Origin of the sequence: Nocardioides sp. NPDC101246 (assembly GCF_044767415.1) — a bacterium.
Classification (GTDB): Bacteria; Actinomycetota; Actinomycetes; order Propionibacteriales; family Nocardioidaceae; genus Nocardioides.
In genome coordinates, this window is record NZ_JBIWNX010000001.1 from 196,102 (window position 1) to 211,184 (window position 15,083).

The 15,083-nt window shown below is 71.7% G+C and carries 16 protein-coding genes and 1 pseudogene; 6 read left to right on the forward strand and 11 right to left on the reverse strand.

Annotated features, from left to right (window positions below; all coding sequences use genetic code 11):
* Position 1: 1 nt before the first annotated feature.
* The 3 genes from ACIRON_RS00920 to ACIRON_RS00930 are packed head-to-tail and all read left to right on the forward strand — an operon-like array spanning position 2 to position 2,903.
* Positions 2-1,054: a FecCD family ABC transporter permease gene (locus tag ACIRON_RS00920; protein WP_402987716.1), complete on the forward strand. Its 1,053-nt coding sequence runs from the start codon at positions 2-4 to the stop codon at positions 1,052-1,054.
* Positions 1,051-2,109 (forward strand): FecCD family ABC transporter permease, encoded by a 1,059-nt coding sequence (locus ACIRON_RS00925; protein WP_402987719.1) that lies wholly within the window; start codon positions 1,051-1,053, stop codon positions 2,107-2,109. The genes ACIRON_RS00920 and ACIRON_RS00925 overlap by 4 nt, the downstream gene beginning before the upstream one ends.
* On the forward strand, positions 2,106-2,903 hold the full coding sequence (locus tag ACIRON_RS00930; protein ID WP_402987722.1) for an ABC transporter ATP-binding protein: 798 nt from the start codon (positions 2,106-2,108) through the stop codon (positions 2,901-2,903). Before ACIRON_RS00925 ends, ACIRON_RS00930 begins: the two co-directional genes overlap by 4 nt.
* A gap of 24 nt (positions 2,904-2,927) precedes the next feature.
* Here the strand turns inward: ACIRON_RS00930 and aztD are convergent, their stop codons facing one another.
* The 4 genes from aztD to aztB are packed head-to-tail and all read right to left on the reverse strand — an operon-like array spanning position 2,928 to position 7,099.
* On the reverse strand, positions 2,928-4,109 hold the full coding sequence (gene aztD / locus ACIRON_RS00935; protein ID WP_402987724.1) for a zinc metallochaperone AztD: 1,182 nt from the start codon (positions 4,107-4,109) through the stop codon (positions 2,928-2,930).
* A gap of 10 nt (positions 4,110-4,119) precedes the next feature.
* Complete coding sequence (gene aztC, locus ACIRON_RS00940) at positions 4,120-5,037, reverse strand: zinc ABC transporter substrate-binding protein AztC (protein WP_402987730.1); 918 nt, start codon at positions 5,035-5,037, stop codon at positions 4,120-4,122.
* Positions 5,034-6,251 carry an ABC transporter gene (locus tag ACIRON_RS00945; RefSeq protein ID WP_402987733.1) on the reverse strand — a complete coding sequence of 406 codons (1,218 nt, stop codon included), beginning with the start codon at positions 6,249-6,251 and terminating at the stop codon, positions 5,034-5,036. Before ACIRON_RS00945 ends, aztC begins: the two co-directional genes overlap by 4 nt.
* Positions 6,212-7,099, reverse strand: coding sequence for a zinc ABC transporter permease AztB (gene aztB, locus ACIRON_RS00950; protein WP_402987736.1), 888 nt, complete (start codon positions 7,097-7,099; stop codon positions 6,212-6,214). Before aztB ends, ACIRON_RS00945 begins: the two co-directional genes overlap by 40 nt.
* Positions 7,100-7,154: 55 nt before the next feature.
* Here aztB and aztA point away from each other — a divergent pair, with 55 nt between their 5' ends.
* On the forward strand, positions 7,155-7,790 hold the full coding sequence (aztA, locus tag ACIRON_RS00955; RefSeq protein ID WP_402987739.1) for a zinc ABC transporter ATP-binding protein AztA: 636 nt from the start codon (positions 7,155-7,157) through the stop codon (positions 7,788-7,790).
* A gap of 36 nt (positions 7,791-7,826) precedes the next feature.
* Here aztA and ACIRON_RS00960 read toward each other — a convergent pair.
* A pseudogene (locus tag ACIRON_RS00960) lies at positions 7,827-8,663 on the reverse strand (EamA family transporter); the annotation flags it as partial.
* An 84-nt stretch (positions 8,664-8,747) separates the two neighbouring features.
* Between ACIRON_RS00960 and ACIRON_RS00965 the strand changes: the two are divergent.
* Positions 8,748-9,212 (forward strand): Lrp/AsnC family transcriptional regulator, encoded by a 465-nt coding sequence (locus ACIRON_RS00965; RefSeq protein ID WP_091045195.1) that lies wholly within the window; start codon positions 8,748-8,750, stop codon positions 9,210-9,212.
* 9 nt (positions 9,213-9,221) lie between these two features.
* On the opposite strand, the gene ACIRON_RS00970 is transcribed toward ACIRON_RS00965, so the two are convergent.
* Entirely contained in the window at positions 9,222-9,617 is a 396-nt protein-coding gene (locus tag ACIRON_RS00970; protein ID WP_402987742.1) for a hypothetical protein, read from the reverse strand.
* A 140-nt stretch (positions 9,618-9,757) separates the two neighbouring features.
* On the opposite strand from ACIRON_RS00970, the gene ACIRON_RS00975 reads away from it, so the two are divergent.
* The gene (locus tag ACIRON_RS00975) at positions 9,758-10,399 is read left to right on the forward strand and encodes a TetR/AcrR family transcriptional regulator (protein ID WP_402987745.1); all 642 of its coding nucleotides are present in this window, start codon (positions 9,758-9,760) and stop codon (positions 10,397-10,399) included.
* Here the strand turns inward: ACIRON_RS00975 and ACIRON_RS00980 are convergent, their stop codons facing one another.
* The 5 genes from ACIRON_RS00980 to ACIRON_RS01000 are packed head-to-tail and all read right to left on the reverse strand — an operon-like array spanning position 10,400 to position 15,083.
* Positions 10,400-11,176, reverse strand: a complete 777-nt coding sequence (locus tag ACIRON_RS00980; protein WP_402987748.1) for an SDR family NAD(P)-dependent oxidoreductase — start codon at positions 11,174-11,176, stop codon at positions 10,400-10,402. It abuts the gene before it with no gap.
* A 16-nt stretch (positions 11,177-11,192) separates the two neighbouring features.
* A complete protein-coding gene (locus tag ACIRON_RS00985) occupies positions 11,193-11,942 on the reverse strand; it encodes an enoyl-CoA hydratase/isomerase family protein (RefSeq protein ID WP_402987751.1) in 750 nt (249 codons plus the stop codon).
* A complete protein-coding gene (locus ACIRON_RS00990; protein ID WP_402987754.1) occupies positions 11,939-13,093 on the reverse strand; it encodes an acyl-CoA dehydrogenase family protein in 1,155 nt (384 codons plus the stop codon). The genes ACIRON_RS00985 and ACIRON_RS00990 overlap by 4 nt, the downstream gene beginning before the upstream one ends.
* The gene (locus tag ACIRON_RS00995; RefSeq protein WP_402987757.1) at positions 13,090-13,875 is read right to left on the reverse strand and encodes an SDR family NAD(P)-dependent oxidoreductase; all 786 of its coding nucleotides are present in this window, start codon (positions 13,873-13,875) and stop codon (positions 13,090-13,092) included. The genes ACIRON_RS00990 and ACIRON_RS00995 overlap by 4 nt, the downstream gene beginning before the upstream one ends.
* A complete protein-coding gene (locus ACIRON_RS01000; protein ID WP_402987760.1) occupies positions 13,872-15,083 on the reverse strand; it encodes a thiolase family protein in 1,212 nt (403 codons plus the stop codon). The genes ACIRON_RS00995 and ACIRON_RS01000 overlap by 4 nt, the downstream gene beginning before the upstream one ends.

A 15,083-nucleotide genomic window follows, 5' to 3' on the forward strand; every position in this document is an offset into this window, starting at 1 on the left:
GGTGACCGCTTCCGTCGCCACCGCGGCGACCCCCACACCAGTACGACGACGGCGGGCCTCCGGGCTCGCCGTCGGCCTGCTGCTGCTCATCGCCCTCGTGCCCGTCCTCGCCTTCCTCAGCGTGACGCTCGGGTCGCGGGACATCGCGCTGAGCGAGGTCCTCGACGCGTTCCGGCACTTCACCACCTCCTCCTCGGTTGAGGACACGGTGACCGTACGTCTGCGGGTCCCCCGGACCGTGCTCGGACTCCTCGCGGGCGCGGCTCTCGGGCTCGCGGGCACCCTGCTGCAGGGACTGACCCGCAACGCCATCGCCGACCCGGGGATCATGGGCGTCAACGCTGGGGCCGCCTTCGCGGTGGTCGGCTCGATCACCCTGCTCGGGATCAGCTCGCTCGGGTTCCACGTCGTCGCGGCCTTCGCCGGGGCGCTCGCCGCGACCGTGCTGGTCTACGCGGTGGGCTCGCTCGGACGGGAGGGCGCGACGCCGGTGAAGATGGCCCTCGCCGGGGCCGCGATCACCGCCGGGCTGACCGCGGTGACGACCGGGCTGCTGCTCACCGACCTCGACGCCCAGCAGCAGTTCCGCTTCTGGCAGGTCGGCTCGCTGGCCGGCCGCTATGCCCCGATCGTGACGGGGGTGGCCCCGTTCCTGGTGGTCGGGGTCGTCCTGGCGCTGCTGTGCGGTCGCTGGCTCAACGCCCTGGCCCTGGGTGACGACGCCGCCCGTGGGTTGGGTGTCTCCCTGACCAGGACCCGGATCCTGTCGTTCCTGGTCGTCGGGCTGCTCTGCGGCGCCGCGACCGCGGCGTGCGGTCCCATCGTCTTCGTCGGTCTGGTGGTGCCCCACGTGGCGCGCTTCCTGTGCGGTCCCGACTACCGCTGGGTCCTGCCCTACTCGCTGGTGCTCGGTGCGCTGCTGCTGCTCGGCGCGGACATCCTCGGTCGCGTCCTCGGCGGCACCGGGGAGCTCCAGGTCGGGGTGGTCCTCGGCATCATCGGCGCCCCGTTCTTCGTGCTACTGGTCCGCTACGCCCGGCTGGCGGACCTATGAGCGTCCTGCCCCAGACCGTCCTGCCCCAGACCGTCACGGACCTGCGGCGCACACGCCGCAGCCGTCGGGTCCGCGCGGGCGTCGTACCTGTCGTCCTGCTCGTCGTCGCCGCCGTCCTGGCCCTGCTCACGCTCTGCTTCGGCTCGGTCCAGCTCAGCCTCGACCAGGTGCTGGCCTCGCTGCTCCATCTGCGCGACCACGCCGCCGTCGACTTCATCGTGCGCGACCTGAGCGGACCGCAGGTCAAGGCGGCCGTGTGCGTCGGGCTGGCCCTCGGCGCGGCCGGCACGATCTTCCAGCAGCTGCTGCGCAACCCGCTGGCCTCCCCCGACTTCGTCGGCATCTCGGCGGGCGCCAGCGTCGCGGCCGTCGCCGGTATCGCGGTGCCCGCCCTCGCCGGGGTGAGCCTTCCCGTGTTGGCCTTCGGCGGCGGTCTGCTGACCGCGATCGCGATGTACGTCCTGGCCTGGCGCGACGGCATCACCGGCTACCGGTTCGTGCTGATCGGGATCGGCACGGCGGCGTTCTGCACCGGCGTCACCGGCTACCTGCTCACCCGCACCTCGCTCACCGAGGCCCGGGCCGCGCTGCACTGGCTGACCGGCTCCATCGGGCAGGCCGGCGACGCGGAGAACAACGCGCTGCTGATCGCCCTCGTCGTGCTCGCGCCCCTGGTGCCGCTGCTCCAGCGGATGCTCCGCGCGGTCGAGCTGGGCGACGACACCGCCCGCGGCCTGGGCGTACGCATCGAGGCGACCCGGCTCGCACTGATCGCGACCGGGGTGCTGCTGACCTCGCTGGCCACCGCGGTCGCCGGTCCGATCGCGTTCGTCGCCCTTGTCGCCGGGCCGGTCGCCGACCGGCTGCTCGGCAGCGCCCGCGGCGGCATCGTCGCCGCCGGCGCGGTGGGCGCGATCGTATGCCTGATCGCCGACTACGTCGCCATGAACCTGCTGCCGGTCGAGGTTCCGACCGGCGTCGTCACCGGCGCCGTCGGCGCGCCGTACCTGCTGTGGCTCATCGCCACCACCAACCGGAGAGGGATGGGCGGATGACGGAGATCCCGCAGGCGCCGAGGCTCGCGGCGCGCGAGCTGTCGCTCGGCTACGAGGACCGCGTGGTCGTCGACCGGCTCGACCTCGACGTGCTCGACGGGCGGGTGACGGCGATCGTCGGCGCCAACGCCTGCGGCAAGTCGACGCTGATGCGCGGCCTCGCCCGGCTGCTGCGTCCGTCCGCCGGCGAGGTGCTGCTCGACGGGACCCCGATCCTCGACCGCGGCTCCCGCGAGGTCGCCCGGATCCTCGGGCTGCTCCCCCAGACCCCGGTCGCGCCCGACGGGATCACGGTCGGCGACCTGGTCGCGCGCGGACGCCACCCGCATCAGGGCTGGTTCCGCCACTGGAGCGCGCGCGACGAGGAGGCGGTCGCCGAGGCTCTTCTGGCCACCGACACGGGCGCGCTCGTCGACCGTCCGTTGCGCGAGCTGTCCGGGGGCCAGCGGCAGCGGGTCTGGATCGCGATGGCGCTCGCCCAGCAGACCGACCTGCTGCTGCTCGACGAGCCGACGACGTACCTCGACATCAGTCATCAGGTCGACCTGCTCCGGCTGCTGCGCACGCTCAACCGGGAGACCGGGCGGACCATCGTCACGGTGTTGCACGACCTCAACCTGGCCTGCCGCTACAGCGACCATCTCGTGGTCATGGCCGACGGCCGGATCCTCGCCGAGGGGCCACCGGCCGAGGTGGTCACCGCGGAGGTCGTCGAGAAGGCGTTCGGGCTGCCGTGCGTCGTCGTGCCCGACCCGGTCGCCGGTACGCCGATGGTGGTTCCGGCGGGCGACTGAGCCGAGCACGACAGGACACGAGACTCAGCCGACCGCGATCTCGTTCGGCTGCTCGTCGAGCTCGACCGAGGCGGTGACCTCACCGGAGGTGAGGTCGACGGCGTGCACCGTGTTGCTGGCCGGCTCGGTGACGTACGCGATGTCGCCGCTCACCTTGATCGCCGGGTGCGGGTCCTGCCACTCCGCCGGCCCCTCCCAGGGCTTCACGACCGGGAACTCGTCGGTGATCTTGCCGGTCGCGGGGTCCAGGACGTGGATCGAGCCGTCGGTGGCGAGGATGTAGGCCAGGTCCTCCGGGCCGCGCGCCACGTCGCGGAAGGTGTACTCGACACCCTCGGGCAGCGCGACCGGCTTGAAGGTGCTCTTCTCGGTGTCGATGAGCGTGACCGTGTCGAGCAGGTAACCCTCGGCGTCGGGGTCGGTGTTGTAGTCACCGACGATGATCGGGCTGGTCTCGGAGACGTACGCGTTGCCCATCCGGCCGTACGCGTCGGGGGCCTGGAGCTTCTCGAACTCGCCGTCGCGGTAGAGCAGGGCGCCGTCCTCGCAGCCGAAGACCACCGCCTCCTCGGCCGCGGTGCCCTCACCGTGGATGCCGGGGCAGGTGTCATTGGCGGCGACCTGCTCGAACCCGTCACCCTGGGGCTCGAGGGCGATCGCTCCCGAGCGGCTCTCCTCGGTGCCGACCGTGGTCAGCAGGGTGCCGTTCTCGAGCACGATCGAGACGCCGTGGTGGGCATCGGGAGCCGTCCAGGTCGTCGTCTCGGGGAGCTTCCCGGCATCCCCGAGAGCGGCGGTCTCGAAGATGGTCGTCTCGCCGCTGCCGTCGGCGAAGAGGACCGTGTTGTCGCCGTGGTGGACGACGTGCCCGCCGGTGTCGGCCGAGAAGACGAGGTCGGTCAGCTCGGGGGTCCGGGTGTCGAGCACCTGGAAGCCCTTGCTGGTGGTGACCGCGATGTTGCGGTCGTCGCCGACCGGGTTGACGCGGACGAACTCCTCGGTCTCGAACTCCTCGACGACATCGAGGGACTTCGCGTCCAGGACGGCGATCCCGTTGGCGTAGGTCACCGCGAGGCGGCTGCCCTCCTCGGCCTTCGGGGTCGCCGACTCCTCGCCCTCGGCAGTGGGGCCGCACGCCGAGAGCGCCAGCGATACGCCGGCCACCGCCGTGACGGCTCGGAGGGCACGGTTCTGTGGGGTTTGCATGGTGTGCCTTTCAATCGGTGGGCCCTGGTGAGAGCCCGCTGGTGATGCGCTCGGTGTTGGCGCGCATCATGGTGAGATAGGTGTCGGCGCCCTGGCCCTTCTCGGTCAGGGACTCCGTGAACAGCTCGCTGACCTCGACATCCACGCCCGCCTCGTCGGCGAGCACCTGGATGAGGCGGTCCGGCTGGGAGGACTCGGCGAAGATCGTCCGTACGCCGGCCTGCTCGATCGCCTCGGTCAGGTCGCGCAGGTCCGCGGCGCTGGGCGCGGCCAGCGTCGTCCCGCCCGGGATCACCGCGCCGACGACGCGGAACCCGAACCGGTCGGCCAGGTAGCCGAAGACGTGGTGGTTGGTGACCAGGCTGCGATGCTCCTCCGGGATGCTCGCGAAGGAGTCGGTCATCTCCCGGTCGAGCTCGTCGAGCTCGATGACGTACGCCGCCGCTGCCTGCTCCACGGCCTGCTCGTCGATGCCGTCGATGTCCGTCACCGCCGCCTCGAGGCCGTCGACGACGTCGAGCATCCGCGCCGGGTCGGTCCAGAAGTGCGGGTCCGGGGTGCCTTCGGCGTCGCCGTCGGAGTAGTCGAGGACATCGATCTGCTCACCGGCGACGTACGTCTCGACGCCGGCGTCGGCCGCCCGGTCGAGGTGGCGCTGGAGGCCCTCCTCGAGCCCGAGCCCGTTGGAGACGATCAGGTCGGCGTCGCGCATCATCGCGGCCTCGCGGGCCGAGATCTCGAAGGAGTGCGGGTCGGCGTTGGGCCGCATCAGGGTGGTGACCTGGGCGGCGTCGCCGACCGTGCTCGCTACGACGTCGCCGAGGATGTTGGTGGTCACCACGATGTGCGGGCGGTCGTCGCCGTCGGCTGCTCCGGCGCAGCCGGTGAGTGCCATCGTGACGGCCACGACCCCGATGAGGCGCCTCATCGGCCCGTCTCCGTGAAGAACACCGGAGCGGTGGGCGTCTCGAGCGTCCTCGCGATCCGTGCCCTGTCGGCGTAGTCGATCTCGTGGACGACCCCTTCGGCCGGCACGTTGAGGTAGGCCCGCTCCTGGTCGACGACCAGGTCGACCCCTGGTGACGTGGCGTCGGTCAGCGGCTCGGTGACGGCGAGCTGCTTGCCGCTCTCGGCGGCGAAGACACGCACCCGGCCGGTGGTGTCGAGGGCGAGCACGTGCCCGTCCTCGTCGTCGGCGGCGACCACCTGACGCAGCGGTACGCCGGCGTCGAGGTGGGTCCAGGTCCGCTCGCGGGTGTCGAGGAGCCAGATCCCGGTCCGGCCCGAGAGCGCCGCGACCGTCGGCCGGTTCTTGCGACCCTCGAACCTCATGGCTCTGGGCTCCGTGGTGCCCTTCGGGTAGTCGATCCGTTCGACCTCGAGCTCGCCGTCGGACTCGGTGGCCAGCACCGCACCGTCGGCGCAGCCGACGACCACGCCGACCTTGGTGGTGATGGTGCCGCTCGCCCGGGCACAGGGGATCTGCTCCCCGACCGCGTCGCCGTCGGCGTCGTGATGGCGCAGCCCGGTGACCGTGCCGTCCTGGGCGACCGTCACCAGGGCCCCGTCGCCGACGGGCACGACCAGGCCCTCGTGGGGCTCGCCCTCCACCCGGAACAGCTCGCGTACCTCGCCGTCGGCGAGGGCCTCGTTGTCGAGCAGGACCGCCTCGCCGCTACCCGCGAAGAAGACCCCGGTCGCCCCGGCCGTCGACAGCGGTCCGGTCGCGACCGTCGCCGCACCTGTCCCATCGACCGTGCCGAGCAGCGTCGGCTCGCCCCGGTAGTAGTGGAAGTGGTCGCCGTGGTCCCAGGTCCACATCCCGCTGTCGACGATCTCCACGCCGTCGGCGGTGGTCGCGAACAGGTAGCGACCGTCGGAGTCGACCGCGCTCGGCTCGCCGATCCGCCCGACCTCGGCCGAGCTCCCCTCGAGGAGGTCGAGCTGGGCGACGGTTCCGGTGCCGTCGATCGTGGTCAGGTGCAGCTGCGGCTCGGCGACCTCCTGCGCGCCCTCGACGGCGCCGTGGTCCTTCCCGGAGCCCGGGTCGGCGTCCGCGTCATCAGCCGGGGTGGCGGTGCCGCATCCGGCGGCGACCAGGGTCAGCCCTGTGACGATGCCGGCGAGTGTCCTGCGGTGCATGGGGTCCTTTCGGAGGTGGGGGACGGACGTCGAAGCAGACCGAGGGCGCTGCGGAGCAGCCCCGAGGTGACCGCGGTGAGGATGGCCGCACAGGCGATGGACGCTCCGGCGGCGGTGCCCGCGTACCAGGACGCTGTCAGGCCGATGAAGACCGCGACGGCGCCGATCGCGGCGGCGCAGGCCATGGTCGTGGGGATCCGCGTGGTCCACTGCCCCGCGGCCACCGCCGGCGCGAGGAGCAGCGCGATCACGAGCAGCGAGCCGACCGCCTGGTAGGAGGCGACCACGGCGAGGGTCACCAGGCCGACGAGCATCACCTGCGCCAGCTGCGGACGCAGGCCCAACGTACGGGCGATGCGCGGGTCGAAGGCCGAGGCGACGAACGCGCGATGGAAGCCGATCGCGACGGCCAGGGTGACCACCAGCGCGATCGCGAGGACGGTGAGGTCGTCGGGCCCGAGGGCGAGCACGTCGCCGAACAGCATCGCCGTCGCGTCCGTCGCGAAGCTGCGGGAGTGGGAGATGATGATGACGCCGAGCGAGAGCATCGCCACGAACAGCAGCCCGATGCTGGTGTCGTACGTCATCCGGCCGCGGCGCTGGAGCGCCCCGATCGTCGCGCTCATCACGATCGCGCTCACCGCGCCGCCGACCATGACAGGGGCGCCGAGGACCGTCGCGAGGGCGACGCCGGGGAGCATCCCGTGCCCGATCGCCTCGCCGAGGAAGGCCATCCCGCGGATCACGACCCAGGTGCCGACGACTCCGCAGATGGCCGCCACGAGGACGCCGCCGGCCAGCGCCTGCAGCATGAAGTCGGTCCGGAACGGCTCGGTGATCGATGGCACGGAGCGGGACTCTAACGGTTAATGAGAATGGTTACCAATTGCTATAGTGAGGCGCGTGCTCCCGCTCGAATCGACCGACTCCCCGTCCCTGTCCGCTCACGGCCTCTGCTTCGGCTACGACGGCGAGGACGTGCTCCACGACGTCAGCGCCCGGTTCTCGCCCGGTACGGTCACCGCCGTCGCCGGGCCGAACGGCTCGGGAAAGTCGACCTTCGTCGAGCTGCTCGCGGGCGTACGGAACCCCCGGCGCGGCACGGTCAGCCGCCACGGACGGCTCGCGCTGGTCGTGCAGCGACCCTCGACGCCGGACGCGCTCCCGGTGACCGTCCGCGACGTCGTCGCGATCGGGACCTGGGGCCGCCGGGTCCGATGGGCCGACCGGCAGGCCGCGATCGCCGAGGCGATCGAGCGCGTCGGGCTGACCGGCCTCGAGCAGCGTACGTTCGGCGAGCTCTCCGGCGGTCAGCGCCAGCGTGCGCTACTGGCTCAGGGCATCGTCCAGCGCACCGAGATCCTGCTCCTCGACGAGCCGGCCGCGGGGCTCGACGCCGCCAGCCGGCAGCGCACCCGCGAGATCCTCGCCGAGGAGGCCGCCCGCGGTGCCACGATCGCCTGTGTCACCCACGACGAGGAGAGCATCGCCGCCGCCGATCACGTCATCCGCCTCGACGCCGGCCGCATCGTCGGCTGAGTCCGGAACGGCCCCGGGCCGGTTGAAGGTGGCCACCCCGGCCACGATCAGAGCGAGGGCCACAGCGAGGCCGAGGCCGATGCGCTCACCGAAGATCGGGACCGCGAGGACGGCCGTCAGCACCGGGCTCACCGCACCCCCGACCGAGGCCGGGCCGCCACCCAGGGCCTTGACGGCGAAGGCGTAGCAGAGCGTCGACCCCAGGCCGGTCCCGATGCCCTGGAGCACCGTGAGAACCGCGACGTCGCCGAGCTCGGCGGTGCCCGCGAGCAGGTGCGACGGCATCACGCCGGAGACAGCCAGGACGAGCAGCGCCAGGCTCGAGACGGCGCAGACGGTCAGCACCATCTGCAGCAGCGTCAGGCTCGTACGCTGCAGCCCCATCGTGAACACCGCCCACGCGAACCCTCCGACGAGGAGCAGGCCGACCCCGCCCAGGGACGCTCCACCGCCGACGAGGAACCCGCTGACCCCGACCCCGGCAGTGATGAGCCCCAGCGCGAGCACCCGCCGGGGCGGGATCGAGGTCCGGCCGCCGACGAAGGCGAGCAGGGTGACGAACAGCGGCACCGTGCCCGGGACCAGCATCCCGGTGAGCGCCGCACTGGTCAGCTGGGCTCCGAACGCGAAGACGAGGAAGTGCGGGAGGCCGCCCACGAGCAGCAGCGCGAGGACGGCGGGCCGCTCGCGGCGTACGGCCCTGATCGTGCTCGGCAGCAGCGGGGCGAGCAGGACGACGGGTGTCGCGAACCGGAGGAACGCCGCGTCGGCGACGGTGAGGCTGGAGCCGCCGATGCCGCGCGTGCTCAGCGCGAACGACGACCAGAGCGCGACCGTGGCCGCCAGCGCCGACCAACCCAGATACTTCCTCATGTCGCGCCACGATAGAGACAAGACGAGCGCACATGATTGCCGAATCTGCCGCGATCACATCGCTCAGTGGCAGAATCTGCCACCATGCGCACGCTCGACGAGACCGACAGGCACATCCTCTGGGAGCTCCAGCAGAACGGCCGTCTGACCAACCAGGAGCTCGCCGACCGCGTCGGCCTCTCCCCCTCGCCGTGTCTGCGCCGCGTACGCGCCCTGGAGGAGGCCGGCGTGATCAGCGGCTACCGCGCCGTCGTCGACCCGCACGCCGTCGGCATGAACATCACCGCCTTCGTACGCATCAAGATGGCCACCCACACCACCGAGGCGGTCGAGGCCGTCGAGGAGCACCTGCGCGCCATCCCCGACATCACCGAGGCGTACGTCCTGGCCGGCGACCACGACTACCTGCTGAAGATCGTCACTTCGTCCTTCGAGACGTACGAGCAGTTCCTGCGCGACAACCTCCGCACGATGCCCGCCCTGGCCTCGATCGAGACCACGTTCGCGTTCGGCAACACCAAGGAGAGCGGCCCGCTCCCGCTCGGGTGACCGCTCGGGTCAGAAGCCGGCCTCGCGACAGGCCGGCGCGTCGTCGCAGAACAGCTCGAACGCGCGGGCGGCGGCGTCGATCTGGGCGGCCATGCCACGCAGGCCCCCGCGACCGACCGCTCGCCTGGTCTCGCTCTCGAACAGTGCTCGGTCGTAGGCGGGGAGCATCCCGACCAGCCGCTGCCGAGCATGTCTCCCCGACCCCAGAGGTTGGACGAAGACCTCGACCAGGTCGTCCATCCAGTCCAGCTCGAACTCGACGAGGTGATGCGGCATCGTCAACCGGACCTCGGTGCGACCGACCCGGTCCACCTGCGCGTAGGTCGTCGGCGCGAAGCGGGACGCCACCGCCTCGGCGACGGCCTGGGAACGGCGCCTCAGAATGTCATTACCAGTACTCGACATCGCGCCTCCGCCCGAACGTGACCGATGGTCATATGACCACCGGTCACAGATTAGGGGTGTCGCTGCGGCACGGTCAAGGGACCCACCCGAAGCACGCTACGATGCGAGCGTCCAGCCACGAGAGAGGGCGGGTGGCGCCATTGCCTACGCCGACCTGGGAGCGTCTCCCGGAGGCCAAACGCGATGCCGTGCGCCGGGCAGCGGAAGAGGAGTTCGGGGTCCGGGGCTACAACGCCGCCAGCCTCAACACGATCTGCCGCGAGGCCGGGATCTCCAAGGGCAGCCTGTTCCAGTACTTCCCCGACAAGTCCGACCTCTTCGTCCACCTGATCGCCCGGGCCAGCCACGACATCCGGACGGCGATGGAGGTGGCGAGCGCCGACTTCCCGTGGATGACCGACTACCTCGGCTCGGTCAAGATGCTCATGGACGCGTGGATCGACTACTTCTACGACCACCCGCGTCACCGGCAGATGCTGGTCTCGGCCAACCTCGAGCACAACCCCAAGGCGCTCGCCGCCGTCCGCGAGGCCGTCTATGTCGACTATCTCGAGGTCATCGGCGGCATGGTCGACATCGGCCTCGCGATCGGCGCCCTCCGTGAGGACACCGACCGCGACGCCCTCGTCGCCGCCATCATCATGCTGCTCCCGCACATCGCCCTGGGCCCTCACGTACGCGGCCTGGACCCGCTCCTCGGGCTCGCCGGCTCCGACCGCGACCACGCCATGTCCGTCGGCCGCCGCCTGATCCACGTGCTGATGGGCCAGTACGTCACCTGATCAGCGCGGAGGCAGCCGGATCGCGCCGTCGAGCCGGATGACCTCACCGTTGAGGTAGGGGTTGTGGATCAGCTCCCAGGCGAGCGAGGCGAACTCCTCGGGGACGCCGAGCCGGCGCGGGAAGACGACACCCTCGGCCAGCTTGGCCTTGAACGCCTCCGGGTCCGGGACCGTCTCGTAGATGGGGGTCTCGATGAGTCCGGGGGCGATCGTGTTGACCCGGACGCCGACCGCGGCCAGGTCACGGGCGAGCGGCAGGGTCAGGCCGACGACGCCACCCTTGGAGGCGCTGTACGCCACCTGGCCGATCTGGCCGTCGAAGGCGGCGACGGAGGTGGTGTTGACGATGACGCCCTTGGCGCCGTCGGCGTCGGGCTCGTTGCGCGACATCGCCGTGGCCGCGAGCCGCACCACGTTGAACGTGCCGATCAGGTTGACCTCGACCACCTTGCGGAAGGCGCCGAGGTCGTGGGCGGACTCGTACTTCCCGTCCTTCCCGACGGTGCGGGACAGGCTGGGGATCCCGGCACAGTTGACCGCGACCCGCAGCGGGCCCGTGGTGAGGGCGGCCTCGGCGGCGTCGATCACCTGGTCGGCGTCGGCGACGTCGGCACGACGGAACATTCCGCCGATCTCGGCGGCGACGCGCCCGCCGCGGTCCGCGTCGAGGTCGATCACCGTCACCGCCAGGCCTTCGGCGGCGAGCCTGCGCGCGACGGCCTCGCCGAGGCCGGAGCCACCGCCGGTCACGATCGCCGAGCTGTTGGTCAGTTCCACGTCCACTCCTACTTGTCTACTTGTCGTTCGGTCTGTTGAAGGCACCGATCGCGGCGTCCGCCTCGGGTGAGGCGATGACCGCGACCTGGTTGGCGATCTCGGCCTCGAGGGCCTCGGCCAGCGTCTGCTGCCAGGCGTTCTCGAGCAGTCGTTTGGTGCCGGCCAGCGCCATCGGCGAGGCGCTCGTCAGCCGCGTCGCCAGCGCCGTCGTGGCACCGGCCAGCTCCGCGCGCGCGACGACCCGGTTGACCAGACCCCAGGCCTGCGCCTCGTCGGCACCCACCTCGTCGCCGAGCAGGGCGAGCTCCAGGGCACGGCGATGGCCGACCAGCCGGGGAAGCAGCCAGCTGGCGCCGCTGTCGAGCGAGAGCCCGCGCCGGATGAAGAGCTGCAGGAACCGGCTGCGGTCCGAGGCGATGACGAAGTCGCAGGCCAGGGCCAGGTTGGCACCCGCACCGGCGGCGACGCCGTCGACCGAGGCGATCGTGGGGACGCCGAGCTCGCGCAGGGCGAGGATGCAGGCGTTCGACATCCGCATCCGCTCGGGGAGGAGCTCGGGATGGCCCAGCAGGCCGCCGACGTCGGAGCCCGCGCAGAACGCGCCGCCGGCGCCCGTGACCACGACGACCCGGACCTCTCCCCCGCTCGCCGTGTCGAGCAGGTCGCGCAGCGTCGACCACATCGGGTCGGTCATCGCGTTGAGCTTGTCGGGACGGTCGAGGGTGATGGTCAGGACGCCGTCGGCCAGCTCATGACGCACGCTCACGAAGCGGCCCCGAGGGTGCGTCCGATGATCTCCTTCATGATCTCGGTGGTGCCGCCGTAGATCGTCTGGATCCGGGTGTCGAGGTAGGCCCGGGCGATCGGGTACTCGCGCATGAACCCGTAGCCACCGTGCAGCTGCAGGCACTGGTCGACGACCCGTTTCTGCAGCTCGGTGGCCCACCACTTGCCCTTCGCCGCGTCGACGCCGTCGATCTCGCCCCGCAGATGGCGCTCGACCAGGTCGTCGACGTACACCTGGGTGACGTCGATGGCCGTGCTGAGCTCGGCGAGCACGAACTTGGTGTTCTGGAACCCGGTCAGCGGCTGCCCGAACGCCTCGCGCTCACGGCAGTAGTCCAGGGTCCAGTCGAGGGCGACGCGTGCCGCCGCGACACCCGACACCGCGAGCGAGAGCCGCTCCTGGGCGAGGTTGGCCATCAGGGTGCCGAAGCCGGAGCCCGGCTCGCCCAGCAGGTTGGCGACCGGGACGCGGGCGTCGCTGTAGGACAGCTCGGCGGTGTCCTGGCTGCGCAGGCCGATCTTGTCGAGATGGCGGCCACGCTCGAAGCCGGGCGTGCCGGCCTCGACCGCCAGGAGGCTCAGGCCGCGGTGCGGCTCGGTGGGATCGGTGCGTACGACGGTCAGGATCAGGTCGCTGTTGAGGCCGTTGGTGATGAACGTCTTGGCCCCGTTGACGACGTAGTCGTCGCCGTCGCGGACCGCCGAGGTCCGGACCGCGGCCAGGTCCGAGCCCGCGCCCGGCTCCGTCATCGCGATCGCGCCCATGAGCTCGCCGGAGACGAACCCCGGCAGCCAGCGGCGCTTCTGCTCCTCGTTCGTGGCACCGAGAAGGTAGGGCAGCACCACGTCGTTGTGCAGGGTGATGCACATGCCGGAGCCGATCACGTTGGCGCGCTGCAGCTCCTCGATGATCACGACGTGGAAGCGGAAGTCGTCGGCACCGAGACCGCCGTACTCCTCCGGCACGGCCATGCCGAGGAAGCCCTGGTCACCGGCGGCCCGGAACATCTCCTTGTCGACCCGGCCGGCCTCCTCCCAGCGGTCGTGGTGCGGCACGATCTCGGCGCGGACGAAGGCCCGGAAGCTCTGTCGGAAGTCCTCGTGGGTCTCGTCGAACAGTCGGCGGCTCATCGTGCGGTCCACCCTCCGTCGACGGCCAGCACCTGGCCGGTGAGGTAGCTGCTGCCGGGTCCGGCGAGGAGCAGCAGTACGCCGTCGAGCTCGTCGCCCCGTCCGGTACGTCCCATCGGGGTGTTGCGCCGCAGCCACTGCTGGGCGGAGGTGTCGGCGAACATGTCCGCGGTCAGCTCGCTGGGGAAGAACCCCGGAGCGATCGCGTTGACCCGGACCCCGTCGCGGGCCCACTCGCAGGCGAGGTGGCGGGTGAGGGTCACGACTCCGCCCTTCGCCGCCCCGTACGCCGACTGGGTGACCGGGGCCGAGCCGACCATGCCGAGCACCGAGGCGATGTTGACGATCGAGCCGCCACCGCGAGCGCGCATCGAGGCGTACGCCTCCACGCTGAGCGCGAACAGTGCCGTCAGGTCGATCTCGAGGGTGCGCCGGAAGGAGTCGAGCGGCTGCTCGGCGGCGGGCAGGGCCTCGGCCCAGCCGGCGTTGTTGACCAGCACGTCGACCCCGCCGAGCTCCTCGGCCCGGGCGACGAGCGCCGCCCGGTCGGCCTCGTCGGTGACGTCGCAGCGGAACGGGACCACCCGGTCCTGGTCCGCGGCGAGCTTCTCGAGGAGGTCCAGCCGGCGGGCGGCCGCGACGACCGTCGCACCCCGGGCGGCCAGGACCTCGGCGAAGCGCCGACCCAGGCCGCTGGACGCGCCGGTCACCACCGCGACCTGACCGGTCAGGTCGGTGAGGTCGGTCGACGGCGCCCGCAGCTCCTCGGTGGCCGCGGTCACGAGACCCGCTCGATGATGGTCGCGTTGGCCATGCCACCGCCCTCGCACATGGTCTGCAGGCCGTAGCGGCCGCCCGAACGCTCGAGCTCGTGGAGCAGCGTGACCATCAGCCGGGCACCGGAGGCACCGAGCGGGTGCCCCAGGGAGATCCCGCCGCCGTTGACGTTGACCCGCTCCGGGTCCGCGCCGGTCTCCCGCTGCCAGGCCAGCACGACCGGGGCGAAGGCCTCGTTGCACTCGAACAGGTCGATGTCCTCGACGCTGAGCCCGGCCCGCTTCAGCACCGCCTGGGTCGCCGGGATCGGCGCGGTGAGCATCTGCACCGGGTCGTCGCCCACGACGCTCATGTGGCGTACGACGGCACGCGGTCGCAGACCCAGCTCCTCGGCCCGCTCGCGGCTCATCAGCAGCACGGCCGCCGATCCGTCGACGATCTGGGACGCGTTGCCGGCGGTGACCCGGCCGTCGGGGATGAACGACGGCTTGAGACCGGCCAGCGACTCGGCCGAGGTGGCGTCGCGGATCGGCTCGTCGACCGCGACGCTGCCGTCCTCGACGGTGACGGCGCCGGTCTCCTTGTCCCGGCGCTTCACCCGGACCGGTGCGATCTCCCGCTCGAAGCGCCCCTCGTCGCGGGCGGCCGCCGCGCGCCGGTGGCTGCGCAGGGCGTACGCATCGAGCTCCTCGCGGGTCAGGCCCCACCGCTCGACGATCATCTCGACCGAGATGCCCTGGGGCACCAGGCCGGTGTGCCCGAAGGCCGAGCGGTCGGCGTAGCGCTGCTGGGCGACGTCGCCGTAGACCTCGGTGATGTCACCCGCCGGCGCGTTGGAGAACATCGGGACGGTCGACATGCACTCGATGCCACCGGCGACGACGACGTCGTTGACACCGGCCATGATCGACTGCGCGGCGAAGCTGATCGCCTGCTGCGACGAGCCGCACTGGCGGTCCATCGTGGTGGCGGGCACGCTGTCGGGCCAGCCCGCCGCGAGCACCGCGGTGCGGGCGACGTTGGTGCTCTGCGGCCCGACCTGGGTGACGCACCCGAACATCACGTCGTCGACGACGACGGGGTCGATGCCGGTGCGCTGCTGGAGCGCCTTGAGCGTCTCCGCGGCCAGCTCGGCCGGGTGCCAGCCCGACAGCGAGCCGAACCGCTTGCCGATGGGGGTGCGTACGGCCTCGACGATGACGGCCTCGGTCAT

Excerpts from the sequence above, each read along its gene's own strand:
- ACIRON_RS00965 (WP_091045195.1), top strand. The coding sequence starts at position 8,748 with ATGCGCACGCTCGACGAGACCGACAGGCACATCCTCTGGGAGCTCCAG.
- aztD (WP_402987724.1), bottom strand. The coding sequence starts at position 4,109 with ATGCAAACCCCACAGAACCGTGCCCTCCGAGCCGTCACGGCGGTGGCC.
- ACIRON_RS00930 (WP_402987722.1), top strand. The coding sequence starts at position 2,106 with ATGACGGAGATCCCGCAGGCGCCGAGGCTCGCGGCGCGCGAGCTGTCG.
- ACIRON_RS00990 (WP_402987754.1), bottom strand. The coding sequence starts at position 13,093 with ATGAGCCGCCGACTGTTCGACGAGACCCACGAGGACTTCCGACAGAGC.
- ACIRON_RS00925 (WP_402987719.1), top strand. The coding sequence starts at position 1,051 with ATGAGCGTCCTGCCCCAGACCGTCCTGCCCCAGACCGTCACGGACCTG.
- ACIRON_RS01000 (WP_402987760.1), bottom strand. The coding sequence starts at position 15,083 with ATGACCGAGGCCGTCATCGTCGAGGCCGTACGCACCCCCATCGGCAAG.
- ACIRON_RS00945 (WP_402987733.1), bottom strand. The coding sequence starts at position 6,251 with ATGCACCGCAGGACACTCGCCGGCATCGTCACAGGGCTGACCCTGGTC.
- aztC (WP_402987730.1), bottom strand. The coding sequence starts at position 5,037 with ATGAGGCGCCTCATCGGGGTCGTGGCCGTCACGATGGCACTCACCGGC.
- ACIRON_RS00970 (WP_402987742.1), bottom strand. The coding sequence starts at position 9,617 with ATGTCGAGTACTGGTAATGACATTCTGAGGCGCCGTTCCCAGGCCGTC.